The sequence below is a fragment of the Thauera butanivorans NBRC 103042 genome (assembly GCF_001591165.1).
GTDB classification, from domain to species: Bacteria; Pseudomonadota; Gammaproteobacteria; order Burkholderiales; family Rhodocyclaceae; genus Thauera; species Thauera butanivorans.
Genome location: NZ_BCUG01000002.1, coordinates 1 through 13317, shown reverse-complemented (window position 1 = coordinate 13317; position 13317 = coordinate 1). Strand labels below are relative to the sequence as shown.

Here is a 13317-nt window from a genome sequence, read left to right as displayed (position 1 = left end):
GCCCTTCTTGTCGCCCGTCGAACACCTCTGGCGCTTGAGCCACCCGCATGACCGATCCGACACCCACCCCTCCCGCCTTCGACGCCAAGTCCTTCCTGCGCACCCTCACCGAGGAGCCGGGCGTCTATCGCATGATCGGCGCGGACGACAAGGTGCTCTACGTCGGCAAGGCCAAGAACCTCAAGCGCCGCGTCTCCAGCTACTTCCAGAAGACCCTTTCCAGCCCGCGCATCGCGATGATGGTCGCGCAGATCCAGCGCGTCGACATCACTGCCACGCGCTCCGAGGCCGAGGCGCTGCTCCTCGAGAACAACCTCATCAAGAGCCTGGCGCCGCGCTACAACATCCTGTTCCGCGACGACAAGACCTACCCCTACATCGAACTCTCCGACGATGCCTTCCCGCGCCTGGCCTACCACCGCGGCGCCTTCGCCAAGGGTGCGCGCTACTTCGGGCCTTTTCCCAACGCCTGGGCGGTGCGCGAAAGCATCCATCTGCTGCAGAAGACCTTTCAGTTGCGCACCTGCGAGAATTCCGTCTTCGCCAACCGCTCGCGCCCCTGCCTGCTGCACCAGATCAAGCGCTGCACCGCGCCCTGTGTCGGCCTGATCGAGCCCGAAGCCTATGCCGCCGACGTCAGGCTTGCCGCCGGTTTTCTCGACGGCCAGACCAGCGAAGTCATCGACGACCTCACCGCGCGCATGCACGCCGCCTCCGAGCGCCTGGCCTTCGAGGAGGCCGCCGCCTGCCGCGACCAGGTGCGCATGCTGCAGGCGGTGCTGCACAAGCAGTTCGTCGACAGCCGCAAGGACGAGGACGTCGACATCCTCGCTGCCGTCGAGGAAGACGGCCTCACCTGTGTGAACATCGCCATGGTGCGCGGCGGCCGCCACCTCGGCGACCGGCCGCAATTCCCCAGCGGAGGCGCGTCGTCGGGCGCGGCAGACTGCCTGCTGGCCTTCGTCGAACAGCACTATGGCCTGCATCCGATCCCGGCCCGCATCCTGGTCAACCTGCCGCCGGAGCCGGTGCGTGAAGCGCTGGCCGAGATCACCGAGCGCCCGCCCGGTATCGTCTCGCCGCGTTTCGCCGCGGAAAAGGCCTGGATGGAGATGGCCGAGAAGAACGCCCGGCTGGCGATCCAGGCGCGGGCGCGCGACGCCGGCCGCATCGAACAACGCCTCGAAGCCCTGCGGGTGGCGCTCGGCATGGACGAAGCGCCGCAGCGCATCGAATGCTTCGACATCAGCCACACCATGGGCGAGGCCACGGTGGCTTCATGCGTGGTGTGCGAGGCCGGCGCCATGAAGCGGGCCGAATACCGCCGCTACAACATCAGTGGCATCACGCCCGGCGACGACTTCGCCGCGATGCGCCAGGCGCTGGAGAAGCGCTACGGCAAGGTCGCGGCCGGGGAGGGCGTGTGCCCCGACCTGATCCTGATCGACGGCGGCAAGGGCCAGGTCGGCGCCGCGTGCGAAACTCTTGCCGACATCGGCCTGGAGGCGGTGGCGATGGTCGGCGTGGCGAAAGGCGAGGGCCGCAAGGCCGGCCTGGAGACGCTGATCTTCCCCGACGGCCGCGAAGGCCTCGCGCTGGGCGGCGAATCGGCGGCACTGCACTTGATCGTCGAAATCCGCGACGAGGCCCACCGCTTCGCCATCACCGGCCATCGCGCCAAGCGCGGCAAGGCGCGTGTCGGCTCGAAGCTGGAAGACATTCCCGGCGTCGGCCCCTCACGCCGCCGCAACCTGCTCGCCGCCTTCGGCGGCCTGGACGGCGTGCGCGAAGCCACGGTGGAAGACTTGTGCCGCGTGGACGGCGTCAGCCGCAAGCTCGCCGAGCAGATCCACGCTGCGCTGCATTGATCAGGGGAGGCGTTCAGCCCAGCGCTTCCTTCACCCAGGCATTTGCTTGTTTGGCATCGAAGCTGGTGCCGAACTTTGCCTTCAGCGCGCCCATCACCACGCCCATCTGCTTGGGTGAGCGGTCGGCCAGGCCGGCCACGGTGCCGGCGATGAAGGCCTTCACTTCTTCCTCGCTCGCCATCGGCGGCAGGTAGGCGGTCAGGATGGTCGACTCCTGTTCGAGCGCCGCGCGGCGCTCGGCGTCCTTGATCACGCCGAGGGCTTCCTGGTTGTTCTTCAGGAATTTGCGGATGGTCTGCTGCACTTCGTCGTCGGTGCTTTCACGGTTGCCTGCGTTCTTGCCGACCATCTCGGCTTCGCCGATCAGGGTGCTCAGCAGGGTGACGCGCGCGCTGTCGGCGGCTTTGCGCGCGAGCAGGGAATCTTTCTTCAGTTGGGCCAGCAGGCTCATCGGGGGCTCCGGTTGTAAGGTGTTCCAGTGCGCGGGAGTTTACCGCAGTCGACGGCTGGCGGAAGAGCAGCGAAAGCTTGCCTCCTGCCGCCGTCATGCGCTAAATGACTCCATGCTCAACTCGATGGAAATCCCCCGATGAAGGCTTGGGTGCAGTATTGGGTCGCTGTGGCGAAAACCACGGTGCGCGTGTGGCTGGAGGCGCAGGTGTTCGTGCATGCGGCGGCGCTGGCGTTCTTCACCGTGTTCTCGGTGGCGCCGGTGATGATCGTGGCGGTGAGCATCGTCGGCCTGGTGCTGGGGGAACGTGCGGCGCAGGGCGAGATCGTGCAGCAGCTCGAAGCGGCGATCGGGGTCGAGGCGGCGACCGCGGTGCAGACCGCGGTGGAGAACAGCCGCATCCAGCACAGCGGCCTGCTGCCGACCATCGCCGGCTTCGGTGCGATGATCTTCGGCGCGACGACGGTGTTCGCGCAGATGCAGGGCGCGCTGAACGCGATCTGGAGCGTGGCGCCGCAGCCCACGCGCAGCGGCGTGCTCAATTACCTGAAGACACGGCTGCTGTCGCTGACCGTGGTGCTGGCGATCGGCTTCGTGCTGCTGGTGTCGCTGGCGCTGAGCGTGGCGATGCGGACGGTGGTGGCCTTTGCGCAGGACTGGCTGCCGGTGCCGGGCTTCGTGCTGCTGGGGGCGGACTGGATCGTGTCGCTCGTTGTCATAACCTTGCTGTTCGGCGCCATTTTCCGCGTGCTGCCGGACGTGGTGCTGGGCTGGCGCGACGTCTGGCTGGGGGCGCTGGTGACTGCGCTGCTGTTCGTGCTGGGGCGATCGCTGATCGCGCTGTACCTGTCGACCACCGCCACCGCGTCGTCCTACGGCGCGGCGGGCTCGCTGGTGCTGCTGCTGATGTGGGTGAATTACTCGTCGCTGATCCTGCTGCTCGGCGCCGCGTTCACCCGGGCGACGGTCGAGGCGAGCGGGCGCTGCATCGTGCCGCGGGCGACGGCGGTGTGCGTGGTGCGCGCTCCGGTGCAGGACGCCGACCCGGTGGCCTGAGCGCTGCCCCGCGGCCGGGCGCGCTCAGTTGCGCAACAGGTGCAGGCGGAAGTGGTGCTTGATGAAGTCCTGGAAGCGGGCCACCTGCTCGAGCGCCAGCCGCAGTTCGCCCTGTTGCATGGTGTTGAGGCTTTCCAGGGCGACGTAGTTGCTGGGCTCGGCGCCGGCGCGCAGGGCGTCGACCTGGCCGCGAAGGCGCGTCGCGACCAGGAAATCGAAGCTCGCGATCAGGTTGCGGGCGTCCTGTGGATTCATAACCTGGGTCTCGACCAGCATCTCGATGCGGTCGTGGGTGCTGCCCTCGAGCCTGCGCGCTTCCATCGCCAGAGCCTTGACGCCGTCGGTGATGGCGAAGATGCCGGCCTTCTTGATGTCGAGCTTGCCGCGATGGGGGCCGTTCTTTTCCAGCTTGATCTTGCCGAACCAGCCCAGCGGTGGCCGGAAGTTGGTCATGTTCTGTGCCATGCGCATCAGGAAGCCCTGATCGGTGCTCAGCATGGTGAAGGCGTGCTCCCTGAGCGAGCGCACCAGATCGTCGCGGCCGTACAGTGCGCGAAGATCCATGAACATGCTGCCGGTCATGACGTTCTCGGGCTTCGGCGTCGTCAGCCAGCGGTTGAGTTCCGTTTTCCAGCCCGACAGGCTGCGCCGCCATTCCGGATTGCGCGCCATGATGCCGCCCTTGCAGGCGGGCACGCCGATCGAGATCAGGGCGCCGATGAGGTCGTGCGAGAAGGCTTCCAGGCGGGCGACGTCGGCAGCCGGCAGATCGTCGGCGTAGATGATGGCGTTGTCCTGGTCGGTGGTCAGTGTCTGCTCGCCGCGGCCTTCGCTGCCCATGACGACGAAGGCGAAATCGTCGGTGAGATCGGCGTAGCGCTCGGCGCGCAGCAGCGCGATGAGCCGGATCAGCACCTGGTCGTTGAGGTGGGCGATCAGCTTGACCATGTCGCGGATCGGCACGCCGGTGCCGGACAGATGCAGCACCAGGTTCTGGATGCGGATGTGCAGCGCGCGCAGGTCTTCGACCGAAGCGGCTTTCTCGATGTCGAGCACCAGTTGGTGCGGCGAGTGCGCCTGCAGGCGAAGGATGTCGGTGTCGGTGATGATGCCGGCCAGCGCGCCCTGCTCATCGACCACCACCAGGCGGTGGATCTTCAGGCGCGACATGCGGTACAGCGCTTCGTACAGCATGTCGTCCTCGCCGATCGTGGCCAGCGGCGAGTGCATGACGTCGCCCACCGTCAGCTCGACCGGTGAACGCCCCGGGGCGACGACTTTGTTGCGCAGATCGCGGTCGGTGAAGATGCCTTCGGGCATGCCGTCGCCGAGTACCACCATGCTGGAAATGTTGCGCTCGCGCATCACGGCGACGGCCGACACCAGGCTGTCGCCCGCGCCGCAGGTCATGACCTGGCGCTGGCAGAAGTCTCTTACGGGACGGAAAAACTGGTTCTCTTCGGCCATGGGCGATATCCGTGGGACAGGGTCATGAAACGCGGATTATACCCATGGCCGCAGTGCAGTCATTGCATCGCAGCAATGCCCTGGCCGGCCAGGGTACAGGCGGACTGAAGCGCGTTCCGGCCGATGGTGACGACATCGCCGATGATGATCAGCGCCGGCGGGCGCAGGCCGGCTTCGAGCACGGCTGCCGGCAGCTTGCCGAGCGTGCTGTAGACGCTGCGCTGCTCGGCGGTGGTGGCGCCGTGGATGACTGCCGCGGGCGTGCAGGCCGGCAGGCCGTGGGCGGCCAGTTCGCGGCAGATGATGTCCAGCGCGCCCAGGCCCATGTAGATGACAACGGTCTGGTTGGGGCGCGCGAGCGCTTCCCAGTCGAGATCGACGGTGTCGTCCTTCAGGTGCCCGGTGGCGAAAACCAGCGTCTGTGCATGTTCGCGATGGGTCAGGGGGATGCCGCTGGTGGCGCCTGCGCCGGCCGCGGCGGTGATGCCGGGGATGATCTCGCAGTGCAGGCCGGCGGCCTGTACCGCCTGCATTTCCTCGCCGCCGCGGCCGAAGATGAAAGGGTCGCCGCCCTTGAGCCGCACTACGCGCAGGCCTTCGCTGGCCAGTTCGACCAGCAGGCGGTTGATCTCGTGCTGGGGCAGGGCGTGGTTGCCGGCCTCCTTGCCGGCATAGACGCGCCGCGCCGTCGGCGGAATCAGCTTGAGCACGGCCTGGCTGACGAGATGGTCGTAGACCACCGCCTCGGCCGACTCGATCAGGCGTGCGGCCTTCAGCGTCAGCAGCTCCGGGTCGCCCGGACCCGCGCCCACCAGATACACACAGCCGCACGTGGCGGCATCGTGCTCGTCTTCCATTTGCGGCGCCAGCGCACCGGGCCGGCCTGGTGCCTCGTATCCGCCCGGCTGGCGAGCGGATGCGGCCTGAACGGATTGGGAGGTGGCCGCGGGGGCGAGAGTGGCTGCGTGCATGGGACGACTCCGTCTTGTGCAGGGGATCGACAGCCGCGTGTATGCGCGGCCTCAACATTCCATTTTGCTTATTCGCTCAACGGTTTGGCGCTGCTGAACGTGTGACGGCACTTTATCCGTACAAGGCGTAGGGAAAATTAACTCAAATCAAGGATCGGGGAGCAGGTGCGATTCGATACTGGCGCCGCAGTGCTACTTCGACGTCCCGTGCTTAAGGAGAGGGAAATGCAAGACAGAAGCTGGATTGGCAAAGGCCTGGCGCTGGCGATTCTGCCGATGGCGCTGGGAAGCGCCTGGGCGCAGACGGCGCCCCAAATGACGCCGGAAGAGATGGACCAGGCGAAACAGATCTATTTCGAACGCTGTGCGGGCTGCCACGGGGTGCTGCGCAAGGGCGCCACGGGCAAGAACCTGGAGCCGCACTGGAGCAAGACGCTGGACGATGGCACCAAGATGGAAGGCGGCACGCTGAAGCTGGGCACCGACCGTCTGGAAAAGATCATCGCCTACGGCACCGAAGGCGGCATGGTCAACTACGACGACATCCTGACGCCGGAAGAAATCAATCTGATGGCGCGCTACATCCAGAACGAGCCGCCGATTCCGCCCGAGTTCTCGCTCAAGGACATGAAGGATAGCTGGAAGCTCATCGTTCCGGTTGATCAGCGTCCGAAGAAGCAGATGAACAAGGTCAACCTGAACAACGTGTTCGCGATCACGCTGCGCGACGCCGGCAAGCTGGCCCTGGTCGATGGCGACACGCACAAGATCTGGAAGATCCTCGACACCGGCTACGCGGTTCACATCTCGCGCCTGTCGGCTTCGGGCCGCTACGTGTATACCGTCGGCCGCGACGGCCTGACCACCATCATCGACATGTGGTACGAAGAACCGACCACCGTCGCCACGGTGCGCCTGGGTTCGGATGCGCGTTCGGTCGATACCTCGAAGTTCAAGGGCTACGAGGACAAGTACCTGATCGGCGGCACCTACTGGCCGCCCCAGTACTCGATCATGGACGGCGAGACGCTCGAACCGATCAAGGTCGTCTCGACCCGCGGCCAGACGGTGGATGGCGACTACCACCCCGAGCCGCGCGTGGCCTCCATCGTCGCTTCGCTGCAGAAGCCCGAGTGGGTGGTCAACGTCAAGGAAACCGGCATGATCCTGCTGGTCGACTACAGCGACATCAAGAACCTGAAGACCACCACGATCGAATCGGCCAAGTTCCTGCATGACGGCGGCTGGGATGCGTCGGGCCGCTACTTCATGGTTGCGGCGAACGCCTCGAACAAGGTCGCTGCGGTCGACACCAAGACCGGCAAGCTGGCGGCCCTGGTCGATACCGCCAAGATTCCGCACCCGGGCCGCGGCGCCAACTTCGTCCATCCGCAGTATGGCCCCGTGTGGTCGACCGGCCACCTCGGCGACGAAGTGGTGTCGCTGATCTCGACGCCGTCCGACGATCCCAAGTTCGCCAAGTTCAAGGAGAACAACTGGAAGGTCGTGCAGGAACTGAAGATGCCGGGCGCGGGCAACCTGTTCGTCAAGACGCATCCGAAGTCCAAGCACTTCTGGGCCGATGCGCCGATGAACCCCGAGCGCGAGATCGCCGAGTCGGTGTATGTGTTCGACATGAACGACCTCACCAAGGCACCGGTGCAGCTCAACGTCGCCAAGGATTCCGGCCTGCCGGAGAGCAAGGCGATCCGCCGTGCGGTGCAGCCCGAGTACAACCAGGCGGGCGACGAAGTGTGGATCTCGCTGTGGGGCGGCAAGGTCGACCAGTCGGCAATCGTCATCTACGACGACAAGACGCTGAAGGTGAAGAAGGTCATCACCGATCCGGAAGTCGTCACGCCGACCGGCAAGTTCAACGTCTATAACACGATGCACGACGTCTATTGATCGCCTAGCCGATCATTGACTCGGACCCCCGCGCCTCGGCGCGGGGGTGAGAGGGAACTTCCATGACAGATCGAGACAGCTCCAAACAACAAGATTCCGGCGGCCTGATGGCTCGCCTGCGCCGGCCTTCCACGAAGTATTCGCTGGGTGGCCTTTTGTCTGTCGGCATTCTGCTCGGCGTGCTTTTCTGGGGCGGCTTCAACACCGTGCTGGAAGCCACCAACACCGAGACCTTCTGCATCTCCTGCCATGAGATGGAGGAGAACGTCTACCAGGAATACAAAGAGACCATCCACTACAACAACCGCACCGGCGTGCGTGCGACCTGTCCGGACTGCCACGTGCCCAAGGAGTGGACGCACAAGATGATCCGCAAGGTCCAGGCCTCGCGGGAGGTGTGGGGCAAGATCACCGGCAGCATTTCCACGCCCGAAAAGTTCGAAGCCAAGCGCCTGACGCTGGCGCGCAGCGAATGGGCACGGATGAAGGCCGCCGATTCGCGCGAATGCCGCAATTGCCACGGCTTCGAGAGCATGGATCCCGAAAAGCAGAAGCAGCGTGCGCGCAAGCAGCACGAGATGGCCATCGAAGACAACATGACCTGCATCGACTGCCACAAGGGCATCGCCCACCACAAGCCCGAGGGCATGACCGACGAAGACGAGGAATGATCCGGCGAGCGCCTGCGCTGCAGGCGCCCGGCTTTCTTCCCGACCCATCCACAGTGAGGAAACGAACATGAAGAAGACGATGATCGCAGCTGCCGTCGGCACCGTTCTCGCCCTTGGCACCGGATCGGCACTGGCCGCGGCGCCCGACTGGGGCAAGGTCGAGGCCAAGGACATCACGCTGTTCTACCCGGGCGTGTCGCCGCTGGAATGGATCCAGAAAGGCAGTGCGCACGGCGGTGCGCGTGCGCTGCGAAAAGGCGAGACCTGTGCCGACTGCCACCATGAAGAAACCGCCGACATGGGCAAGAAGATCGCCAGCGGCCAGAAGATCGAACCCAGCCCGATCGCCGGCAAGGCGGCCTTCATTCCGGTGAAGGTGCAGGCCGCGCATGACGCCGACAATCTCTATCTGCGCTTCTCCTGGAAGCAGCCCGCGGCCTCGGGCGCGGCCAAGATGGACGACAAGAACCCGGTCAAGATTGCGTTCATGCTCGAAGCCGGCCAGGTTGAACTCGCCGATCAGAGCGGCTGCTGGGCGACCTGCCACACCGATTCGCGCACCATGCCGGGTGCGGCCGACACCAAGACCAAGTACGTCAAGGACGCATCGCTGGCCGGTGGCAAGTTCTACGACCTGTATCAGTGGCGCAGCGGCGAGAACAAGGGTTTCGACGGCCACGTCGCCGACACCCGCGTGATGGAAGGCGGCAGCGCGCTGGTCAGCGCCGAAGGCAAGCAGGACGGCGACAACTGGACCGTGGTATTCACTCGCAAGCTGGCGGGTGGCGGGCAGGGCGACGTCGCCCTCGAAGCGGGCAAGACCTACAACTTCGGCTTCGCCATCCATGACGACAGCGCGGCTGGCCGCTTCCACCACGTTTCGCTGGGCTACAAGCTCGGCATCGACGCCAAGGCCGACATCACTGCCGCCAAGCAGTAAGACAGGACGGCAGCGTGCGGCGTCGGTGCCGCACGCACGGCAGGAGGACGGGAACCCGTGCATGTGCGCGGGTTCCCGTTGTGCGTTTCCCGGACCGGAGAAAAGCATGAAGACGAAATGGATTGCACGCAGCCTGCGCGCGGGCATGCTGGCTGGAGCGCTGGCTGCGGGCGGAGCATGGGCGGCCGAGCATGAGGTGCGTATCGTCCAATACGCCTACACGCCCGCCGAACTCACGATCAAGGCCGGCGACACCGTGACCTGGATCAACGACGAGAAGCGCGTCAGCCATTCGGTGCTGTTCAGGGGGAGCGGAGAGGAGTCCGAGCGCTTCTTTCCCGGCGAGCGCTGGTCGCGCAAGTTCGAGCAGCCCGGCAGCTACGAATACACCTGCGGTCCGCATCCGGAAATGAAGGGCCTCATCGTCGTCGAGCCCTGATGCCGCCATGCCAAGACCGTGGCAGCGTCAGGGTTGATGCGAGTCAAGGCATCGCCGCGCCTCCGGCGCCATCCTTTCACGCACTGCCTCGCCAACGGAATGCGTGATGAGAATCCCACCACTGTTTGCCCATGTCGCCGTCTTCATCGGTGCCGCGCTGGTCGCCGCGTTCGCGTCGGCATCGGCGCAGGAAGCACGGCCTGCCGCGGCCGCGCCCGAGCTGGCCGCGCCCGAGGCCCAGCGTGCGCGCGAACTGATCCACATCGTGCGCCAGGACTGTGGCTCCTGTCATGGCCTGACCCTGGCCGGTGGACTCGGCCCCGCGCTGACGCCCGAGGTGCTGGCCGACAAGCCCTTCGAAGGCCTCGTCGCCACCGTCTTCAGCGGCCGGCCGGGCACGCCGATGCCGCCGTTCCGCAGCATCGTCAGCGAGGCCGAGGCCGAATGGATCGTCGACCAACTGATGCGCGGCTTCCCGCCCGACGCGGGCCTGCCGCCGGCGCGCTGAGCCACTGGCCTTGCAACCGCAGCATTCATCTCGCAAACGGAGTCTTCCGATGTCCTCGCAAAGCACGGTACGTCTCGCGCCACCCCTCCTGTGGGCGGCGATCCTGCCGGCGATCGTCTGGCTGCTGTCTGCCTGCTCCTCCGTCGCGCCCACTGCCGAACTGCGTGGCACCGGCGACCTGGGCGTGGTCATCGAGCGTGCCGACGGGCGGGTCAAGATCGTCGAGACCAGCGGCCGCTCGGTGCTTGCCACGGTCGAGGGCCTGGGCGACCTGTCGCACGCTTCGGTGGTGTTCTCGCGCGACGCGCGCTACGCCTTCGTGTTCGGCCGCGACGGCGGGCTGACCAAGGTCGACCTGCTGCAGGCGAAGATCGTCGGCCGCGTGCTGCAGGCGGGCAATTCCATCGGCGGCTCGATCTCGCACGACGGGCGGCTCGTGGTCGCGCAGAACTACGCGCCGGGCGGGGTCAAGGCCTTCGACGCCGACACCCTCGAACTGCTCGCCGAAGTGCCGGCCGTCACCGAAGGCGGCCTGCGCTCCAAGGTCGTCGGCCTGGCCGACCTGCCGGGCAGGCGCTTCATCTATTCGCTGTTCGAGGCGGGCGAGATCTGGATCACCGACTTCTCCGACCCGAAGAAGCCGCAGACGCAGCGCTTCGCCGGCGGCAATCAGCCCTATGACGCGCTGGTCACGCCCAGTGGCCGCCACTACATCGCCGGCCTGTTCGGCGAGGACGGGCTGGCGATGCTCGACCTGTGGAATCCGGAGCAGGGCAGCCGCAAGATCCTCGCCGGCTACGGCAAGGGCGAAGAGCCCCTGCCGGTGTTCAAGATGCCCCACCTGCGCGGCTGGTCGGTGGCGGGCGGCAAGGCTTACCTGCCGGCCATCGGCCGCCATGAGGTGCTGGTGGTCGATACCGGCACATGGCAGGAAGTGGCCCGCGTGCCGGTCCGCAGCCAGCCGGTGTTCGTCATGGCGCGGCCCGACGGGCGCGAGATCTGGGTGAACTTCGCCTTCCCCGACAACGGCTGGGTGCAGGTCATCGACACCGTCAGCGGCAAGGTGACGCACACGCTGCAGCCGGGGCGCGGCATCCTGCACATGGAGTTCCTGTCCAAGGGCCATGAGGTCTGGCTGTCGGCGCGCGACGACAACAAGGTCGTCATCTACGACACCGCCACCAAGCAGCAAGTAGGCGGCTTCGAATCCGCCAGCCCGAGCGGCATCTTCTTCACCACGCGCGCCGCGCGGACGGGCTTCTGATGCCGCGCGCCATCACCCTGCCCGGCGCGGTCGACGCGACCGCCTTTCGCCTGCTCAACGAATGGCAGCGCGGCTTTCCATGCGAACCGCGCCCCTTCGCCCGCATCGGCGAAACGGTGGGCCTGGACGAAGCCGAGGTGATCGCCGCCTACCGCCGCCTGATCGGCGAAGGCGTGGTGAGCCGCGTCGGTGCGGTGTTCGCGCCGCGCCGGCTGGGTGCCAGCGCGCTGGCCGCGCTGGCTGCGCCGCCCGAACGGCTCGAAGCGGTCGCCGCCCGCGTCAGCCGCGAAGCGGCGATCAACCACAACTACCAGCGCGAACACCACTACAACCTGTGGTTCGTCGTCACCGCCGCGTCGGAGCAGCATCTGCATGAGGTGGTCGAAGGCATCGAGCGCGATACCGGCTGCGCCGTCATCGTGCTGCCGCTGGAAGAGGAATACCACATCGACCTCGGCTTCGACCTCGGCTTCGACCTCGGCTCCGAGCAGAAGCGGGCGTCGCCCCACCTTTCCGGCCCGGTTCCGCACGCTGCGGCTGTGGCAGCGGGTGGTGCCTGTGCCTTGCCCGACATCGAACGCAAGGTTGTCACGGTGCTGCAGGGCGGTCTGCCGCTGGTGGCACGGCCCTATGCGGCACTCGGCGAGCAAGCGGGCGTGGGCGAAGGCATGGCGATCGAGCTGATCGAACGCTGGCTGGACGAAGGACTCATCCGCCGCCTCGGCGTCGTGGTGCGCCACCACGAACTCGGCCTCGGTGCCAACGCCATGTGCGTATGGGACATCGCGGACGGGCAGGTCGGCGAACTGGGCCGCCGCCTGGCGCGCGAGCCGGCGGTGACGCTGTGCTACCGCCGCCGCCGCATCCTGCCCGGCTGGCCCTACAACCTGTTCTGCATGATCCACGGCAGCGCGCGGGAAGAAGTGCTCGCCGCCCGCGACGACATCGCCGCCCGCCTGGGTCTCGACATGGCGCCGCACGACGTGCTGTTCAGCTGCCGCCGCTTCAAGCAGACCGGCGCGCGCTACCTGCCGGAAAAGGAAAACGCCCATGTCTGAACGGCCCGCTTCCGCTGGCGGCGCCAGAGGCGGCCGTGGCGTCGCCGCCGCGCGCGAGCCCGACGCGGTCGACCGGCGCCTGATCAACGCCCTGCAGGGTGAATTCCCGCTCACCGCCACGCCTTTCGCCGACGTTGCCGCCGCTCTCGGACTGGACGAGGCTGAAGTCATCGACCGCATCCGCGCCATGCTGGACGACCGCGTGCTGACCCGCTTCGGACCGATGTTCCAGATCGAACGCATGGGCGGCGCCTTCTGCCTGGCGGCGATGGCGGTGCCGGAAGCACAGTGGGAGGCCACGACCGAGGCGGTCAATGCCTTCTCCGAAGTCGCGCACAACTACCGGCGCGAACACCGCCTGAACATGTGGTTCGTGCTCGCCACCGAGCGGCCGGAGGGCATCGCCGACGCGGCACGCCGCATCGAGGCGGCCACCGGCCTGCCGGTGCGCCTGTTCCCGAAGGAGCGCGAATACTTCGTCGAGATGAAGCTGGAGGCCTGATGACGATGCCCAAATCCAAGGCCAGGTCTCCCGCCCGCGCTGCCATTCCATCGGTTGCTGTTGCGTCCGATGCTGCAGCCCATGTCGCGCCGCTGGACGAACTCGACCGCCGCATCGTCCTCGCCACCCAGGACGGCCTGCCGCTGGTGGCGCGTCCCTATGCGGCGCTGGCCGAGCAGCTCGGCTGCGACGAGGAAACGCTGCGCGCGCGCTT

Annotated in this window: 13 protein-coding genes and 1 pseudogene; 11 read left to right on the top strand and 3 right to left on the bottom strand. The window is 66.7% G+C overall.

Annotated elements, in window-relative coordinates:
- Window positions 1-47: 47 nt before the first annotated feature.
- Window positions 48-1868 carry an excinuclease ABC subunit UvrC gene (uvrC, locus tag TBU01S_RS00165; protein WP_068634623.1) on the top strand — a complete coding sequence of 607 codons (1821 nt, stop codon included), beginning with the start codon at window positions 48-50 and terminating at the stop codon, window positions 1866-1868.
- A 13-nt stretch (window positions 1869-1881) separates the two neighbouring features.
- Here uvrC and TBU01S_RS00160 read toward each other — a convergent pair whose 3' ends face one another.
- Complete coding sequence (locus TBU01S_RS00160; RefSeq protein WP_068634622.1) at window positions 1882-2319, bottom strand: GatB/YqeY domain-containing protein; 438 nt, start codon at window positions 2317-2319, stop codon at window positions 1882-1884.
- A gap of 138 nt (window positions 2320-2457) precedes the next feature.
- On the opposite strand from TBU01S_RS00160, the gene TBU01S_RS00155 reads away from it, so the two are divergent.
- Window positions 2458-3375, top strand: a complete 918-nt coding sequence (locus tag TBU01S_RS00155) for a YihY/virulence factor BrkB family protein (protein ID WP_068634621.1) — start codon at window positions 2458-2460, stop codon at window positions 3373-3375.
- A 24-nt stretch (window positions 3376-3399) separates the two neighbouring features.
- Here TBU01S_RS00155 and TBU01S_RS00150 read toward each other — a convergent pair whose 3' ends face one another.
- On the bottom strand, window positions 3400-4842 hold the full coding sequence (locus tag TBU01S_RS00150) for a putative nucleotidyltransferase substrate binding domain-containing protein (RefSeq protein WP_068634620.1): 1443 nt from the start codon (window positions 4840-4842) through the stop codon (window positions 3400-3402).
- A gap of 59 nt (window positions 4843-4901) precedes the next feature.
- Window positions 4902-5699 carry a uroporphyrinogen-III C-methyltransferase gene (gene cobA, locus TBU01S_RS00145; RefSeq protein WP_245650812.1) on the bottom strand — a complete coding sequence of 266 codons (798 nt, stop codon included), beginning with the start codon at window positions 5697-5699 and terminating at the stop codon, window positions 4902-4904.
- Window positions 5700-6038: 339 nt separating this feature from the next.
- Between cobA and TBU01S_RS00140 the strand changes: the two genes are divergently transcribed.
- From TBU01S_RS00140 to TBU01S_RS00100, 9 genes and pseudogenes are all read left to right on the top strand, one after another.
- Window positions 6039-7721, top strand: coding sequence for a cytochrome D1 domain-containing protein (locus TBU01S_RS00140; RefSeq protein WP_068634618.1), 1683 nt, complete (start codon window positions 6039-6041; stop codon window positions 7719-7721).
- A gap of 107 nt (window positions 7722-7828) precedes the next feature.
- Window positions 7829-8392 (top strand): NapC/NirT family cytochrome c, encoded by a 564-nt coding sequence (locus TBU01S_RS00135; RefSeq protein WP_068634617.1) that lies wholly within the window; start codon window positions 7829-7831, stop codon window positions 8390-8392.
- Window positions 8393-8459: 67 nt separating this feature from the next.
- Complete coding sequence (locus TBU01S_RS00130; protein WP_068634616.1) at window positions 8460-9332, top strand: ethylbenzene dehydrogenase-related protein; 873 nt, start codon at window positions 8460-8462, stop codon at window positions 9330-9332.
- 106 nt (window positions 9333-9438) lie between these two features.
- Window positions 9439-9771 (top strand): cupredoxin domain-containing protein, encoded by a 333-nt coding sequence (locus TBU01S_RS00125; RefSeq protein ID WP_068634615.1) that lies wholly within the window; start codon window positions 9439-9441, stop codon window positions 9769-9771.
- Window positions 9772-9877: 106 nt separating this feature from the next.
- Window positions 9878-10279 carry a c-type cytochrome gene (locus TBU01S_RS00120; RefSeq protein ID WP_068634614.1) on the top strand — a complete coding sequence of 134 codons (402 nt, stop codon included), beginning with the start codon at window positions 9878-9880 and terminating at the stop codon, window positions 10277-10279.
- A 49-nt stretch (window positions 10280-10328) separates the two neighbouring features.
- Entirely contained in the window at window positions 10329-11543 is a 1215-nt protein-coding gene (locus tag TBU01S_RS00115; protein ID WP_068634613.1) for a cytochrome D1 domain-containing protein, read from the top strand.
- Window positions 11543-12601: a siroheme decarboxylase subunit beta gene (gene ahbB / locus TBU01S_RS00110; protein ID WP_068634612.1), complete on the top strand. Its 1059-nt coding sequence runs from the start codon at window positions 11543-11545 to the stop codon at window positions 12599-12601. The genes TBU01S_RS00115 and ahbB overlap by 1 nt, the downstream gene beginning before the upstream one ends.
- Window positions 12594-13103, top strand: coding sequence for an Lrp/AsnC family transcriptional regulator (locus TBU01S_RS00105; RefSeq protein WP_068634611.1), 510 nt, complete (start codon window positions 12594-12596; stop codon window positions 13101-13103). The genes ahbB and TBU01S_RS00105 overlap by 8 nt, the downstream gene beginning before the upstream one ends.
- A pseudogene (locus TBU01S_RS00100) lies at window positions 13103-13317 on the top strand (siroheme decarboxylase subunit beta); the annotation flags it as partial. The gene TBU01S_RS00105 and the pseudogene TBU01S_RS00100, both read left to right, overlap by 1 nt.

Coding starts and splice junctions, on each gene's coding strand:
- TBU01S_RS00125 (WP_068634615.1), top strand. CDS start 9,439: ATGAAGACGAAATGGATTGCACGCAGCCTGCGCGCGGGCATGCTGGCT.
- TBU01S_RS00130 (WP_068634616.1), top strand. CDS start 8,460: ATGAAGAAGACGATGATCGCAGCTGCCGTCGGCACCGTTCTCGCCCTT.
- TBU01S_RS00120 (WP_068634614.1), top strand. CDS start 9,878: ATGAGAATCCCACCACTGTTTGCCCATGTCGCCGTCTTCATCGGTGCC.
- cobA (WP_245650812.1), bottom strand. CDS start 5,699: ATGGAAGACGAGCACGATGCCGCCACGTGCGGCTGTGTGTATCTGGTG.
- TBU01S_RS00140 (WP_068634618.1), top strand. CDS start 6,039: ATGCAAGACAGAAGCTGGATTGGCAAAGGCCTGGCGCTGGCGATTCTG.
- TBU01S_RS00160 (WP_068634622.1), bottom strand. CDS start 2,319: ATGAGCCTGCTGGCCCAACTGAAGAAAGATTCCCTGCTCGCGCGCAAA.
- TBU01S_RS00135 (WP_068634617.1), top strand. CDS start 7,829: ATGGCTCGCCTGCGCCGGCCTTCCACGAAGTATTCGCTGGGTGGCCTT.
- uvrC (WP_068634623.1), top strand. CDS start 48: ATGACCGATCCGACACCCACCCCTCCCGCCTTCGACGCCAAGTCCTTC.
- TBU01S_RS00155 (WP_068634621.1), top strand. CDS start 2,458: ATGAAGGCTTGGGTGCAGTATTGGGTCGCTGTGGCGAAAACCACGGTG.
- TBU01S_RS00115 (WP_068634613.1), top strand. CDS start 10,329: ATGTCCTCGCAAAGCACGGTACGTCTCGCGCCACCCCTCCTGTGGGCG.
- TBU01S_RS00150 (WP_068634620.1), bottom strand. CDS start 4,842: ATGGCCGAAGAGAACCAGTTTTTCCGTCCCGTAAGAGACTTCTGCCAG.
- ahbB (WP_068634612.1), top strand. CDS start 11,543: ATGCCGCGCGCCATCACCCTGCCCGGCGCGGTCGACGCGACCGCCTTT.
- TBU01S_RS00105 (WP_068634611.1), top strand. CDS start 12,594: ATGTCTGAACGGCCCGCTTCCGCTGGCGGCGCCAGAGGCGGCCGTGGC.